This window comes from Dyadobacter chenhuakuii, from assembly GCF_023821985.2.
Taxonomy (GTDB): domain Bacteria; phylum Bacteroidota; class Bacteroidia; order Cytophagales; family Spirosomataceae; genus Dyadobacter; species Dyadobacter chenhuakuii.
On record NZ_CP098805.1, the window covers coordinates 364,470 to 380,393 of the forward strand.

The window sequence follows — 15,924 nt, forward strand, 5'->3', positions numbered from 1 at the left end:
TTAGATTCTGAATTGCCTGGTGCCGGAAAATTAGTAAGATCAATGGGTCACTACCTCAATTTTGTTTTTTACATCCTACTCATTTTAGCTTTTATATGCCTACCGGTTATGAGGAAGCCGTCTTTACATTGATTTTTGGAACGGCTCTACTTTTATTTTTCGTGGGTATCTTCGTCATTGCTGTATTCAAATCGCAGAGAAAGCAGCTAAAAAATGCACTTGACAAGGATCGAATGCAAAAGATGTTTCAGGAAAATATTTTGAAAGCTCAAATCGAAGTGCAAAACGAGACATTGCAGAATGTTGGACAAAACTTACATGATAATATTGGACAGTTGTTGACTATAGCACGCATATCTCTAAATATGCTTGAGGAAGAGGTTAATTATCCCGTCTCGCCAAGATATAGATTAGATGAGATTGCTGAAATAATTGATCAGACAATTGACGAAGTGCGCTTATTGAGTAAGAGCCTGGATGGAAATGTCGTTAAAAATTTCGGCCTTTTGGAGAGTGTTCAAAATGAAGCCAAGAGAGTTAATAAAACAAAGAAAATTTCAGTCAATCTTAGAACCCTTGGCGATCCATATTCCCTTTCATTTAATACTGAGATTGTATTGTTTAGAGTATTGCAAGAATGCCTCAATAATTCAATCAAACATTCTGGTGCAGGTCAGATTGATTTCACATTTGATTTTACCCCAACTAACCTCAATCTTACTGTTAGTGATAATGGTAAAGGTTTTAATCAGGAAGAAGTTTTACGACGGAAGCTCGACGAATCCGGAGCCGGACTACGAAACATCATGGAACGTATAAGGTTAGTAGGCGGCACAATCGATATTAAGAGTTCATGCGAAGACGGGACTAATATTACAATCGGAATTCAAAGGGAATTAAACAATTGACGTTGGGCTAATTTCTTATTCGTGAAATGCTGCACTTTCTGAACCGCTTAATTAGCCACCGCCAGAATATACTGTAGTTTCACTCTCTCCATGGAAAAATTGTACATGTTCATAGTCTTTCTCGGAAGCTTCCAGAAGAAACCATGCAGGTTTCTGGGTTCATTGTGGCTACCGGTACCGATTAACTCGATTTCTGCGACCAATGTGTTGCTCGCGGGATTTGTTGGATTTTCGTCCGAATGGATTGTAAGCGTTGTAGCGAACCAACCAATTTTGTTCCATATCACGGTAAATAAATCCATAAAAGTAGTTTGTTCTAGACTATACATACTGTCTTATGCACAGTTTGCAAATGCACGCAAAAGTGCTATTATTATATAAAAGGATTGTAGGACATTAATTTACCCAGTAGAATGTTAGAGCAAACCATCATTCTTAAATATCTTTGTTTATGCATTGAACGTTTCAAATATGAAAACTCCAATAGCTATTGTTGATGATCATGAACTAGTGGCCAGGGCATTATCTGGTCTCATTCAAAAATTCGATAATTATGATGTAATCTACGAGGTGTTTAGTGGTGAGGAACTGATGCAACGAATGCGGCTCAATTTCATTCCCGAGATTATTCTGCTCGACGTCAGTATGCCGGATATGGATGGATATCAGGTAGCGCATTGGTTAAGGGAAACCCATCCTGACGTAAAAGTTCTCGCCCTTTCCATGAACGATAAAGAAGATGCTATTGTAAAGATGCTTCGCCACGGAGCCCGCGGCTATCTACTGAAAGGCTGTAAGCCATCTCAGCTTAGGCAAGCATTGGACGCAGTTTGTCAAAAGGGATTTTACTATTCAGATTTCGTAACTAAACAGCTTATAAATAATCTAAATCCGGAGAATAGACAAAATTCCGAATACCTATTGGAGCTAAGCGACAAAGAACTCAAATTTATTCGGCTTTCGTGCAGTGATCTCACCTATCACCAAATTGCGGATAAGATGTCTGTTAGCCCTAGAACTATTGATGGATATCGGGAATCTGTCTTCCAGAAAATGGACGTGAAAAGCCGTGTTGGCATGGTTTTATTTGCTATCAAATTCAAGCTCGTAGACCTTTGACATAGCCCTTCTTGGTTTTCAAACGATATGAGGCTTCTCATAACCCCCGGATAGCTCGCACAAGAAATGGATAGTAACAAAATAGAAGAGTAGTCTTAAACAGTCGAAAATCTAGAGCACGGTTAAGTTAAGGCTTAAAGGATCAAGGAACGGGATATACTTTTGGATTGCAAGAATGCCACTAATGCGAACCTATGGGGTTTTTGAACGGCTGAAGGAGAGTCTTCATCGTAAACTTGCGTTGCAGCTAACTGACTTTTTGAGGTGTTTCGAACCCTCGGAGAAATAGGATTCGAACTAAATAAATCGAAAATAATTGACTTTTCTTTGCCTTTGATCAGTAAGTTTGTAGTTTTGAAGATAACAGGAATTGTTATTTGTTGAATTTCAGCGAGTTATAGTGTTTCTAGGATTGGTTTTTGACTATATATCGTAGATCATGGAATGTCATGATAGAGGTCAGTTAATTATTTGTAAATAAGGTAGTTACATATAAATTCGAATCCCTCTCTAAAAAGTTCGAACAGATCAGCAACTGGCCGGCGAATGGAGAAGCACTATCTGAACAGATCGACTCTTTTCAAGAGAGGTCCCGCGGGTTCTTTGGAGGATCTATTTAGGACGCGAAGTTGGAATATGCCTATCCGTATGTTGAAAAAACAAGGATGTTAGCTATTGCGCCTGCAATACCTGAACGGTATTTGGAATTTGAGGCTTTGCTCGGGATTTGTTTTTGAAAGATTATTCCGAAATAGATGACTATGTGTTTGCCGATTACTAAATTTTAAAAAGGAGATAACCGGCTAAAAGTCGGTTATTCCTTGTACAACAGCTATAATGATTGCAGGTAAAAAGTCAAGATGCAGTAGAGGCGTAATTCATAAATTAGTGAGGAGTTTGGCACCTAAACTAGTTTGCTAACAAACGATTGCAGTTTCACAGAGCTAATTAAGGACTGTATCTAAGACCTGTGGCTGGCAAAGGGCTGCATTTGTAAATAAAGAGGTGATGGATGCCGGCAACTACAGGCTGCATCCCAGCTTTGGCAACATTATGCTCGATAAAAACAATGAGGAGGAAATTTTCAGCGTGCGGTTTCAGAAACCTTTCCGCGAGCATGGCTGGAACGCCATTGGTTAATTCATGTAAAAGCTTCCGGCTGGAATTCAAAGCGCCTAATCAATCCGGTTCATATCCGTTTATTTGTTCATTTCCAGGACATTGGCAGGTAATTCAGGGGTTTTAACAGTAACTTATTCAAATGCGCCATAAGGTGGCTACTGATCATTGCCAACAATGATCAGTAGCCTGCCTACTAGTAAGAACCCAGATAGCTCGATCCTGACTGACCGGTTAATGCGGCTCCCTTGATGACTTCTTTGGTTTTCCAGTTGATCACGTGCAACTTACCCGCTTCGCCGGTTGGTGTCAGCGGAACATATACAAAATCTCCGCTTACCGCAATATTCTGATACTGGCCAAAATCCAACCCAGCTTCGTATTCGTTGCTGATTTTGGTTGCCGTTTTTGCATTCAGGTCAATTAACGCGATGTAACCGCCTTCTCCGGCAATGTTATACAAGACAATGCCGATTCCGTCCTTAATGTATCTCCAAGCCTGGATACGCGTGTCTTTCAGGCTCAAAGCAGCATCCAGATCAAAATGATAGCCATTATCATAATCACTGTTGCCTTTATTGATGCGTAAAATGTCTTTTCCGCCCGTAGCTGTGGCCTGATAAATATTGCCATCATTTCCCACATACTGCGTCATGGTGCGGTAGGAGTGGTTGTTGGTTTTAGAAAGGGTGGAATAGATCAGTTTTGGGTTTTGTAAAGAAGGATAATCCACCACCAGCGTCGTTGTCCCAAGTGTGCGGTTAGCAGCATCGTTGGCCCATACCGGCTCCCCGGCAGTGTTGTAAGACAATTTTTTCGGGTCAATTTTGCTTACGTTACAGCCGATGAATATCTTGGTTTTGTCATCATTCAAAACGGGAACATCAATGCGTCCCACTGCGTAGCCCTGTGCTTCCAGCTCAGCCGGGAAAGGGAAATCGAATTCGGTGGAGTTGGGTACTCTGGCTTCTTTCAGGTCAATGACAGCGATCCTTACTTTTCCCCGGGTGTATTTGAAAACGTGGTTTGGCGCAGCGCCTTCCGTTACGGTCTTGCTTCCGGTTAAATGTACGCCGATTCCGATATCCTCAGCCGCTTTTGTCCAGCGGGGAGAAGTGCCTACGATATCCGACAAGTCCAGTTCGTTGCCTGTATCCTGGTAATCTTTGGCGCCCTTTACCAAATATTTGTTGAATACACCACCATCTTCACCCGTATACTGAATGTTGTAGAGCTCCGTTCCATCCTCAGAAGCTTGCACGCGGGCTGTGCGCGCAGAGCGGAGGCCAAAGCCGTTTTTGTATATATCAACTGAAAAGTTTGGGTCGATAGCCTGCGCATGCGTGATGGCGTAAGCCATTGTGCCGCCGTTACCTGCTGTTCCCTCAGCATCAGGGATCGATGCAGTCAATGAGATAAATTCCCTTTCGCTCACAGGCGTTTGGCCACCACCGTCAGGATCGGTCACATCATCTTTGCAACCGGCAAACGTCATTGCCAAACCCAGGATCACCGCGCTTATCAGATTCTTTTTCATCTTAAATTAATTATTATAAAAATTTACTAATTGTGTAATTCAACTTAACTGAGATACTCCTGCCAGGCTTTTGCACACCGAAGTTGTCATACATCTCTGCATTCAGCATGTTTTTGAGATCGAAGCTGGCGACCATCTTACCATTCGGGAACCGGTAGCTGGCTCCGAAATCGTGATAGAACTGGGTAGGCGTGGTAAACCATTCAGATTCCATCCATACGGTCCCGAAAGCGCCGACAAAGCCTGTATTGTAATAAAAATTGAGAATCGAATTTTTCTGGAACTTGTCATTAAGCCGATACTGAACGCTGCCATTCATGGTAAAAAACGGCTCGTTGGGAAGCTGCAAATTGTACAGATCGTGCGGATTGCCCTTTTGGTCAAATTTCTGTTTGAATAAAGTGTTGAATTTGGAGAAGTTGAAGAGTGCATTCAGGCGGTTGTCATATACATAAATCACCTCTCCTTCAAAGCCCCTGGATTGCGTGCGTCCTAGGTTGATATATTTGGTAACCTGAATATCCGCATCGCTTTCCCGTCCCGGCACAATCGCATTTTCGACGGCCTGCTGGGTGATTTTATCAAAGCCATTCCGCCAAAATGCGCTCGCATAGAGCGTCAGTTTGTGTTTGCCGGCCTGGATAGGGCCGTGGCGGAAACCCAGATTGTAATTCACATTCTTTTCAGGGATCAGACCCGGATTTTCCAGAATGTTGTTTTCGGGATCGCCGTAAAGCTGGTTTTCGGTGGCTGTCACGTAGGCGTTTTGGGTGGAACCGATGATGTACATTTTGGAAAATACATTGTAGGAAACCGTAGCACCATATCCTTTGTTGTGGTTCACCGTTTTATTGCGCACCCTGTTGATGACATTTTCGCCGTCTTGTTCGATCAGTTCGGGCCGCGTTTGAATGGTTCGGTTGGAGGTATATTTTCCCAGCAGGTTCGTTTTGAGCTTGTCATTGAAGAACTGCGCTTCATAGTTTAAGGCAAGAATGTTGTTGACTACACTGCTTACAGTCACCATTTCCTTCCGCTCCGGATTCAGCAGGTCATTGTCATCCCTGTCGGTGGTTTCCAGCTTGTGATTAAGGGAAATTCTGTGACCCGGAAAAACAGTGTATCCCAGATTAGAGCGCATATTGGTGATCTGCCGGTTTACTTCCACAATGCTCTTGGCACCTTGCTGGCCCATTCCCGGAGTGGGCGGCACGGGAACAACTTCCCCGTTTCGGATGAGCATTCTGGGCTTTCCGTCCCAGTTGTAAACCTGGCCAACTGTATCCTGAACATATGTGCTCCTGTAACTGCGGACCGCATTCACATTCAGCGCCAATCCTTTGGCCAGGAAATTGTTCTTATTATAATTCAGGCTGACCACATGCGCCTGATATTCACCAAACCTGCCCACGTAAGGCCTTGCCATGGTGGTGCCGTGCGGGATTTCGCTGTAAGTGTCTGAAATATTGTAACCTATGAAAAACTGGTCCGCCCATTTCACATTCGTAAATCCGACTTCAAACCTGCCGCCGATTGACTTATAAGTATCATTGAATCTTTTGGCCCTGTAATACCGCTCCAATGTTCGGTCGGGATGCACAAATTTTGAAAACTTGCCCCAGGTGGTGTAGCTGTTGTCGGTGTAGGTGTAAAAGCCTGATGCCCTGGTGGTAAAACCTGTTTGCTTGTTGCGGTAAATTCCGGAAAGATCGGCCTGAAATGTGTTGAAAGATCCGTAGGCAACCGCAGCTGTAATGTTGTTTTGGGAAGCGTCTTTTTTCAAAACAACATTGATGGCCCCGCCTACATAATCGCCTGTCAAATGCGAGGGCAACACACCCTTGTAAACCTCAATGCGTTCGATCATTGCGGGTGGAATGTTGTTCAGATTGAAAGAAGACCCATAAGTTGAAATCTCAATGCCATCCAGGAAAATCCCAACCGCACTGCCTGACATGCCATTCAGGTTATACTCCACCCGTGATCCGATCCCACCGTTTTGACGGACGCGGACGCCTACGGCCCGGTCCAGCAGTTCATTGGTGGTTAAGTTGCGGAGCGAAGCTTCTTTTGTTTCAATGATTGCGACTGCAAATCCCTGCGTTTCAAGCTGTTTCTTTTCCGTTTTCTGAACAATCTGCACTTCGTTGAGATCCTGGGCGGTTTTAGCTACAACCGCGTTAAACTCGTGCGTGGGTTTGTGAACGTGTATCCTGGAAGTTTTAGATTTGATTTCAACAGACGTAATCATAATTTCCTGATGGCCGTAGGGCACATCTTTCAATGTGTAGGTGCCATCGGTTTCAGAGAAAGTGGCGATGCTGGTCCCGTTAACCCTTATGGTTACAAAGCTGACCACCGAACCCTTATCGTCGCTGATTTTTCCTTTGATTACTGCCGTTTTCAGGGCAGATGTCTGTGCAAAAGTATGAAGATGAAAAAGGGTAACAATTGCTGTAATGAGTAGAGAAGGCTTCAATAACATTCGATGATTTTTCTTAATTAAATGCCCTTACAGTTGCCACTGCCGGGTTTTCAAGAATAGGTGTGAAGCAAGTCTTATTTAGACTAAGTCTAGCGAGTGCAAATATAGGCCCCGATATTTTGAATAGCAAGACAAAAAAAGACAAATGTTACCTGGGGTAACAACAATTACTCATCAATGTTAAACGCCGTTAATCCAACAGGCCGCTTCTCAACTTCCATCATCCGTAGAATTTTATCTGTTAGCACGGACATTTTAATGTTGAAAAAGATAGAAACGCAGTAAAATTGACTATTGAATAGTGATAATATCTAAAAATATGGCAATGTGTAGAGATTAAATGCTTCTTACATAGCTTTGCGTAGATATTTAATCCTTTGCCGGATACAAAATATCGCGAATCGTTCTTTACCATAACAACTGGAAACAGGTTTTCGACGAAGGTCGGATTAATAGGGAATCGTGTGGAATTCACGAGCTGTCGCGCAACTGTGAGTAACCGCCGAAGAGGGCAGGTTACAAGTCAGGTTACTGCCTGTTACCAATGTTAAGCAAAGCGCTTGTAACAATTTTTATTTAAACAAACGACAAAATGCTAACACAAAACCTTGGCTACCCGCGGATTGGTGGACAAAGACAACTCAAAAAAGCCTGTGAACAATTCTGGGCAGGTAAGATCGATCTGACTGAGCTTTACAATGTGGCTCAAAAGATCAAAGAAGAGAACTGGCAGACTCAGCTGGAAGCGGGCATCGACCTGATCCCTTGCAATGATTTCAGTTTCTATGACCAGACATTGGATACAAGCCTCTTACTAGGCGTCGTTCCGCAGCGTTATGAAGCAGTGCGCTCGCAGGCAACGGACAATGGAGAGCTGGATTTGTATTTTGCGATGGCGCGCGGATACCAAAAGAATGGTCTGGATATCACAGCCATGGAAATGACCAAATGGCTGGACACGAACTACCATTACATTGTGCCCGAATTCAAAGCCGATCAGCAATTCCGCATCAACAACGAAAATATTTTCAACGAATATAACCAGGCCAAAGCGCTGCTGGGAGCAAAAGCCAAGCCGGTGATCATCGGGCCGGTAAGCTATCTTTTGTTGGGTAAAGAAAAAGAGGCAGGGTTCGATCGCATTGAGCTTATCAGCAGCCTGGTTCCGGTTTATATTGAGATCATTAACCGCCTGGGCCAATCGGGTGCTGCATGGATTCAGCTCGACGAGCCTTGTCTGGCCCTTGATCTTACCAAAAAAGAAAAGGAAGCATTTGAATTTGCCTACAAAACGATCGCCCAGCAGGTTAGCGGCGTGAAAATCTTGGTGGCTACCTATTTTGAAGCATTACTGGATAATACGAGCCTGGCCGTTGGCCTGCCGGTTGATGCATTGCATGTGGATCTGGTAAGAGCTCCGGAGCAGTTGGACGAAGTGCTTTCGCTGATTCCGGACCGCTTGATTTTATCCGTGGGCGTAGTGGACGGCCGTAACGTCTGGAAAAATGACTATGAAAAATCTTTGCAGCTGATCAATCTGGCCGTCGGTAAGTTGGGAGCAGATCGTGTTATCATTGCACCGTCCTGCTCACTGCTGCACAGCCCGATCGATCTGGAACTGGAAACGGCCATTGATCCGGAAATCAAAAACTGGATGGCTTTCGCCAGGCAAAAACTGGTTGAGATTAACGAGCTAAGCCAGATTGCTGACGGAAATACTGAACTGTTAGCAGAAAATAAGGCAGCGATCGCAAGCAGAAGATCGTCACAAAAAGTGCATAAGCAGGCCGTGAAGGACCGGGTGGCCGCTATTACGGATGCAGATGCAACGCGCAGCACGGCTTTTCCGGTGCGCCAGCAAATCCAGCGCGAGCGCTTCAACCTGCCTGCATTTCCGACAACGACCATTGGCTCGTTCCCGCAAACAAACGATATCCGCCAGCTGCGCGCCAGGTTCAAAAAAGGCGATCTGACGCTCGAAGCATATGAAAATGCCATTGAGCAGGCTACGATAGAAGCAATCCGCTGGCAGGAAGAAATCGGGTTAGATGTGCTGGTGCACGGTGAATTTGAGCGCAACGACATGGTCGAATACTTCGGCGAGCAGCTTGACGGGTTTTTATTTACAAAAAATGGTTGGGTTCAAAGCTATGGAAGCCGGTGTGTAAAGCCGCCGGTTATCTATGGCGACATCAGCCGTCCTGCTGATATGACGGTGCGGTGGAGCACATTTGCCGCTGCCCAAACCGACAAACCCATGAAAGGCATGTTGACCGGCCCGGTTACCATTTTGCAATGGTCGTTTGTACGCGATGACCAGCCGCGTGAGCAGACCAGCAACCAAATTGCGCTGGCGATTCACGATGAAGTGCTGGCATTGGAGAAAGCCGGAATCGGCATTATCCAGATCGACGAGGCCGCCATCCGCGAGGGTTTGCCGCTCCGCAAAGCCAAGCGCCCGCATTACCTGGCATGGGCTGTACGAGGATTCCGCATCACCGCCAGCGGCGTTCAGGACCGGACGCAGATCCATACGCACATGTGTTACAGTGAATTTAATGATATCATTGAACACATTGCCGCAATGGATGCCGATGTGATCACCATTGAAACATCCCGCTCGCAGATGGAGTTGTTGCAGGCATTCGCGCATTTCGAATATCCAAACGAAATCGGGCCAGGTGTTTACGACATTCATTCTCCGCGCGTGCCAACCACAGAAGAAATGAGCTCGCTGCTGGCCAAAGCGGCAGATCTGTTGCCGGCACAAAATCTCTGGGTTAACCCGGATTGCGGTTTGAAAACGCGTAAATGGCCTGAAACGAAAGCTGCTCTGGAAAATATGGTAGCTGCTGCCAGACAGGCGCGGGAGCAAATTGCAACAGAAGTGTAAATCAAAATCAGGAAGTGCGGGCATTCCATTACGGGCATTCCATCATATATTTGAACAAAAAAATTAAAAAGCAGCAAGGAGCCGTATTCAAACTACCATTTATGTTTTTAGAAAAGATCAAATCCAGACAGTCCGGTGTAATGCTTTACGGCATCACTCCTCCAAAGGCAGGCACAACCCCTGAGCGGGTTGCAGAAATCGCAGATAAAACAATTGCCCGCCTTTCGTCCCTGGATATCGATGCACTCGTCGTATATGACGTACAAGATGAATCTGCCAGGACGAATCAGGAAAGGCCGTTCCCATTTATCAACGCAATGGATCCCCTTGATTTTGCCTCTGAACATCTGGGTAGTTTGAATGTCCCTAAAATCATTTACCGGCCCGCAGGTAAATTTACCAATGCAGAATTAACAGATTGGCTCGAAAAGTTGCATCAGCAGACATTCTATCCTGTTTTTGTAGGCGTTCCTGCGCCGGATTTTCAGGTGAAGACCAGTCTTTCGGAAGCCTACAAAATTTGGGAAAAGCACAAGGTTACGTCCGTTATCGGAGCAGTGACCATTCCGGAAAGACATCATGTATTAAAGGATGAGGATGTAAGGATACTCGACAAGATGAGCAGCGGCGTTTCTTATTTCATATCCCAATGTGTTTTTGATCTGGATTATGCAAAGCAGCTTATCGCGGACCTTTCGGCCAGCTGCAAAAGCAAGCAGACAGACCCGCCAACGATCATCTTTACAATCACAGCCTGCGGATCTGCCAAAACGCTCGATTTTATGGAGTGGCTGGGCATTCACTTGCCTGCTCAGGTAAAGGAAGATCTCCGTCAGGCAGACGATATGCTTGAAAGGTCCGTGGAAATATGCCTTGAAATCGCCTCAGAGCTTACCGCGTTTTGCATGGAACATGCAATTCCCTTTGGCTTCAATATAGAAAGTGTTGCAATCCGTAAAGCGGAGATCGAAGCTTCTATTGATATGGCATCTGCAATAAATCAATTGCTTAAAGATGCAGGATTAAGGAATTGAAAACGGTAAATAGTTTTGCCGTTTTCATTCACCTGCTAGGAAGTTTTCGGTAGAGTAACCGTGCCCCACCATAAGCTGCATACGTCTCTTATGCTGGAAAATGACTGGAAAGCTTTTCCCGTTTTTACAAGATAGGCACTGGCAAGCCCCGCGTAACTTTCGCTTATGTCTCTGGGATGGTCCGAATGGCTCAGGATAATGACAGGCACGGGGGGAAGGTTGCGGCTGGCAATGAAATTCCGGATTTCGGCCAAAAGGCTCAGGCCCTGATCGCGGTCAGGCAGGTATAAATCCAGCAGTATCATCTCAACGGGCGGATTCAAAGCCGCATATTCGTTTTCCAGAAAGTCGATGGTGCTGTCCTGGCTGCTTCGGTGAATCACTTTGATATCGGGCATGCCTGTCTTTAAGGCAGCCCGCATCATTTGCCAGTGATCCTGGTTATCCTCAATGACCAAAATGGTTTTGTTACTGAAATTTTTACCCACCACTTGTCCTTCAAATTCGGGATAACTGTCCAGAAAACAAATGCTGACGGACTGGGCTATTTCAATATATCCCTGAAATACAACCGGCTTTACAATGTAAGCATTCACTCCCTGATCGTAGCAATGCCTGATCAGCTCCGCATTGGAGCTGGTGGAGACGATGATCACCGGGATGTGCCTGCATAATGGGTCGCTCTTTATCCTTTTCAAAGCTTCTAGCCCCGTGAGCCGCGGCATATTCATGTCCATTAATATCAATGCGGGCTGTTCGGGCAAGTTGTTGGCAAGTGCATCCAGCAGCAACTGGCCGTCAACGAACTCTTGTACTTCTATGTCTTGGATTACGTTTTCCAGCGCTTCCCGAAGAAGCATCCGGTCATCGGAGTCATCGTCGACAATATATACGGTTTTCTTAGCCAGCATCATCTTAATACGTTATCGATCTCCTGCAATCCCCTTGGCAGAAGATATCGTCAGGACCCTCAATTTGCCTTTTAGAGGTGTAATTTGGGCCAAATTACGCACTAAAATGGCAACAACAAACCAAAACCGGTCTGACAGGGCTTTCCCAATACAGACCGGTCTCATTACATGCCACTTGCGAAAACAAAGAAACGATCCGCCCGCGGCCGGTTATTTTCAATCACCTGCTTTTGCCGAAGAACTTTTGCTTGGGACTATCTTTTTTGATGAAGCCTTTTACCGCCTCGGCCAGCTCGATCGGATAGTCAGATTCTATGATCGAGGCGCCATCTTTTGCAATGGAAATATAGGCGGCTTTTCGCTCCTCGGCGGTTTTAAGTTTGTCGTAGGAAGAGGCTGCTGAAATCATCGCCATCGCGCCGGCTTTGTTGAGCAAACTGTAAAGCTCCTGGTTATCGGGCTTGACGGTCGGGCCAATGTAGGCGATCAGTTGGGTGAAGGGGATGCCAGCTTTCTGATAACTTTCAAATTCTGCTTTGGTTTTGATAAATGCAGAAAATGTACTGTTAGGGTTGTTTTTCAGATAAAACGCAGCCTCTTCGGGCTTATGGACGGTCATCATGACGAATGCATCAGCATTGTGTTTGCGGATCAGTGCAGCAGTCAATTCCAGGGGCACATCCTTGTGGTCCAGGTTCAGGATTGTTTTTCCGCGGCCCCATTCAATCACTTCACTTAATGTCGGGATCGAAAAATCGGTCACATTACCTTCGGCATCTTTCAGTCTGAATTGTTTGAGCTCGGCGTAAGTGTAATCTGAGAGTTTGCCTTTTCCCGTCGTAGTACGGTCCAGGGTTGCGTCGTGCATGAGCACCATGACGCTGTCTTTGGTAAGCCGCGGATCGATCTCGAAAAATGCAGGCGTATGTTTTAATGTATTTTCAAAAGTTGCAATCGAATTTTCGGGAAAACCTTTCACCATTCCGCCGCGATGGCCCGCAATAAGCAGCACATCATTTCCGGTGTATTTAAAAAACGCGTGCAGGTCTTTGGCACTTTTCAATTTAAGCACATTCATTTGATCCTGACCATTCACCGCACTTATTGCTCCAAGAAGAAACAAGCCGGTTACAGCGGAAAATAAAGAAGACTTTTTCATAAAAATGGGTTTAGTAGACTATCGGGTAAAACAACGTCGTGAATGTAGTGCCGTTTCCTGAGTTCCTATATTAAATTTTGGTAACCTTTCCTTTCAGGCACGTGAATGGTTATCCGTAGAGGGGTTTTGAAACCGATTGGCAAAGTTTTAATACAGAAACCCGTAATAAGAATTGATTTATTCACTACAAAACTTCATTAACATGTCTGAAACAACCAAAGCATCACTTCAAAATCCACTCACAAAATACCCCAAGCCACCCTTTAACAAACAGCCCCAGCAAGTGCCGGGCCTGGCTTCCAAAATGGACCCCAAGCCTGACCACGGCGAAAACAGCTATAAAGGATCCGGACGCCTCGCGGGCAGAAAGGCCCTGATCACAGGCGGCGATTCGGGGATCGGGCGTGCAGCGGCGATCGCTTACGCGCGTGAAGGAGCCGACGTGGCCATTAATTATTTGCCCCAGGAGCAATCTGATGCAGACGAAGTGATCGCACTCATTGAAGCCGAGGGCCGGAAAGGATATGCCATTCCGGGTGATATCACCCAGGAATCCTTTTGCCAGGAGCTTGTGGCGCAGGCGGTTCAAAAACTGGGGGGCCTTGATATCCTGGTAAATAATGCCGGCCATCAGCAGGCTGTGGATTCTTTGCTGGACATTACGTCCGAAGGATTTGATGCGACGATCAAAACGAACATTTACGCGCCATTCTGGATTACGAAGGCTGCATTGCCGCATCTGGCAGAAGGTTCCGTGATTATTGCTACTTCATCTGTCCAGGCTTATGATCCGTCTGAAAATCTGTTTGATTATGCCCAGACCAAGGCAGCCAATGTGGCTTATGTAAAGTCGCTGGCCAAACAGCTCGGGCCTAAGGGAATCCGGGTAAATGGCGTTGCGCCGGGACCCGTATGGACTCCGTTGCAGGTGAGCGGCGGGCAGCCACAGGATAAGATCGTGGAATTTGGGGAAGCTACACCCCTGGGAAGACCAGGCCAGCCAGCCGAGCTCGCATCCATTTTCGTACAGCTTGCAGATGCAGAAGCCAGCTATGCAACCGGACAAATTTACGGAGCCGCAGGTGGTGGCGGGCATCCATAATGCGTAGCTTTGCGCAGAGTGTAGAAGAACCGCAATAAAAAACGAATGGAAACGAATAAGGACTTTAAGTCGATTGAGAATATTGAATTGGTTTTTCTAAAACCGGAAGATTACGAGGAGATCAAAGAAATGATGATAGAAACCTATTCCAGTATGCCTAACGCATACTGGAAAGAACATCACATTAAAACGTTGATCACCATTTTCCACGAAGGCCAGGTAGGCATCAGAGTAGATAACGAGCTGGCCGGATGTGCATTATCGATCATTGTAGACTATGATAAAGTTGACTCTAAACATACGTATAGGGAAATAACAGGAAATTATAGTTTCAAGACGCATACCAATAAAGGCGATGTTTTGTACGGGATCGATGTGTTCATCCGCCCTAAGTATCGTGGACTGCGGCTGGGAAGGCGCTTGTATGATTACAGAAAAGAACTTTGCGAGAAACTAAACCTGAAAGGGATCGTATTCGGCGGCCGGATCCCGAACTACCACCAATATTCCGACACAGTCTCTCCCAAGGAATACATTGAAAAGGTGAGAAACAAGGACATTCACGATCCTGTTTTGAATTTCCAGCTGTCCAACGACTTTCACCCGGCCAGGATATTACAAGGATATCTGGAAGGCGACAAGGATTCTAATGAGTATGCCGTGCTGCTCGAATGGGATAATGTCTATTATGAAAAAAGCTCCGACCAGGCTGCATTTACAAAGTCGATTATCCGGTTAGGATTAATACAATGGCAAATGCGCTTGTATAGCGACTTTGATGAGCTGATGCAGCAGGTTGAATATTTCGTGGATGCAGTATCAGGTTACCGATGTGATTTTGCGCTGTTCCCTGAGTTCTTCAATGCGCCTTTAATGTCTGATTACAATCACCTTTCAGAACCGGACGCAATCAGGAAGCTGGCCGAATACACCGAGAAAATCGTTTCCCGGTTCTCTGAGCTGGCCATTTCCTATAACATCAACATCATAACCGGAAGCATGCCGGAAGTCGTTGACAACAGCCTTTATAATGTGGGTTATTTATGCAAAAGGGATGGTGGCATCGAGCGCTTCGAAAAGTTGCATGTCACCCCGGATGAAGCCAAGGTATGGGGAATGCAAGGTGGAAACACTATCAAAACATTCAATACCGACTGTGGAAAGATCGGGATCCTGATTTGCTATGACGTCGAATTTCCGGAATTGAGCCGCATCCTGGCTGATGAAGGAATGAACATTTTGTTTGTACCATTCCTGACCGATACCCAAAACGGATATTCCAGGGTGAGAAACTGTGCGCAGGCCAGGGCCATCGAAAATGAGTGCTATGTCGCTATTGCAGGCAGCGTAGGCAACTTGCCCAAGGTCCATAACATGGACATTCAATATGCCCAATCCATGGTCTTTACGCCCTGCGATTTTTCTTTTCCTACCAATGGCATCAAAGCCGAAGCAACGCCCAATACCGAAATGATCCTGATCGCCGATGTCGATATCGATATGTTGAGGGAATTAAATCAATTCGGAAGTGTGCGGAATTTGAAGGACAGAAGATCAGATATTTATACGCTCGTTCGGAACCATGAAAGCCAGAAAAATAGTCTGGCTGCACCAAATCCCACAGAACACATTTAACGCTATTGTAATTAATTGCCGC

Annotated in this window: 12 protein-coding genes and 1 riboswitch; of the genes, 7 read left to right on the plus strand and 5 right to left on the minus strand. The window is 45.5% G+C overall.

The genetic code is table 11. The features are described from left to right. Window positions 1-95: 95 nt before the first annotated feature. A complete protein-coding gene (locus tag NFI80_RS01560; RefSeq protein ID WP_235164473.1) occupies window positions 96-908 on the plus strand; it encodes a sensor histidine kinase in 813 nt (270 codons plus the stop codon). A 47-nt stretch (window positions 909-955) separates the two neighbouring features. On the opposite strand, the gene NFI80_RS01565 is transcribed toward NFI80_RS01560, so the two are convergent. Next, entirely contained in the window at window positions 956-1,210 is a 255-nt protein-coding gene (locus NFI80_RS01565) for a hypothetical protein (RefSeq protein WP_235164474.1), read from the minus strand. A gap of 169 nt (window positions 1,211-1,379) precedes the next feature. On the opposite strand from NFI80_RS01565, the gene NFI80_RS01570 reads away from it, so the two are divergent. Together NFI80_RS01570 and NFI80_RS25575 are read left to right on the plus strand one after the other, a co-directional pair. Then, window positions 1,380-2,027, plus strand: coding sequence for a response regulator transcription factor (locus NFI80_RS01570; RefSeq protein ID WP_235164475.1), 648 nt, complete (start codon window positions 1,380-1,382; stop codon window positions 2,025-2,027). Between the two features lie 1,008 nt (window positions 2,028-3,035). Beyond that, window positions 3,036-3,167 (plus strand): hypothetical protein, encoded by a 132-nt coding sequence (locus tag NFI80_RS25575; RefSeq protein WP_255703551.1) that lies wholly within the window; start codon window positions 3,036-3,038, stop codon window positions 3,165-3,167. Window positions 3,168-3,342: 175 nt separating this feature from the next. Here NFI80_RS25575 and NFI80_RS01575 read toward each other — a convergent pair whose 3' ends face one another. Both NFI80_RS01575 and NFI80_RS01580 read right to left on the minus strand, forming a co-directional pair. Further along, complete coding sequence (locus NFI80_RS01575) at window positions 3,343-4,683, minus strand: DUF4374 domain-containing protein (RefSeq protein ID WP_235164476.1); 1,341 nt, start codon at window positions 4,681-4,683, stop codon at window positions 3,343-3,345. Window positions 4,684-4,696: 13 nt separating this feature from the next. After that, complete coding sequence (locus NFI80_RS01580; protein WP_235159858.1) at window positions 4,697-7,168, minus strand: TonB-dependent receptor; 2,472 nt, start codon at window positions 7,166-7,168, stop codon at window positions 4,697-4,699. A gap of 411 nt (window positions 7,169-7,579) precedes the next feature. Further along, window positions 7,580-7,721: riboswitch (cobalamin riboswitch) on the plus strand. Window positions 7,722-7,760: 39 nt separating this feature from the next. On the opposite strand from NFI80_RS01580, the gene metE reads away from it, so the two are divergent. Further along, window positions 7,761-10,061: a 5-methyltetrahydropteroyltriglutamate--homocysteine S-methyltransferase gene (gene metE / locus NFI80_RS01585; protein ID WP_235164477.1), complete on the plus strand. Its 2,301-nt coding sequence runs from the start codon at window positions 7,761-7,763 to the stop codon at window positions 10,059-10,061. 101 nt (window positions 10,062-10,162) lie between these two features. Beyond that, on the plus strand, window positions 10,163-11,095 hold the full coding sequence (locus NFI80_RS01590) for a methylenetetrahydrofolate reductase (RefSeq protein WP_235164478.1): 933 nt from the start codon (window positions 10,163-10,165) through the stop codon (window positions 11,093-11,095). A 35-nt stretch (window positions 11,096-11,130) separates the two neighbouring features. On the opposite strand, the gene NFI80_RS01595 is transcribed toward NFI80_RS01590, so the two are convergent. Then, window positions 11,131-12,006: a response regulator gene (locus NFI80_RS01595; protein ID WP_254414165.1), complete on the minus strand. Its 876-nt coding sequence runs from the start codon at window positions 12,004-12,006 to the stop codon at window positions 11,131-11,133. Window positions 12,007-12,226: 220 nt separating this feature from the next. Next, entirely contained in the window at window positions 12,227-13,165 is a 939-nt protein-coding gene (locus tag NFI80_RS01600) for a glycerophosphodiester phosphodiesterase family protein (RefSeq protein WP_235164480.1), read from the minus strand. 202 nt (window positions 13,166-13,367) lie between these two features. Between NFI80_RS01600 and NFI80_RS01605 the strand changes: the two genes are divergently transcribed. Continuing rightward, entirely contained in the window at window positions 13,368-14,267 is a 900-nt protein-coding gene (locus tag NFI80_RS01605; RefSeq protein ID WP_235164481.1) for an SDR family oxidoreductase, read from the plus strand. Window positions 14,268-14,312: 45 nt separating this feature from the next. Beyond that, complete coding sequence (locus tag NFI80_RS01610) at window positions 14,313-15,902, plus strand: carbon-nitrogen hydrolase family protein (RefSeq protein WP_235164482.1); 1,590 nt, start codon at window positions 14,313-14,315, stop codon at window positions 15,900-15,902. Window positions 15,903-15,924 lie beyond the last annotated feature (22 nt).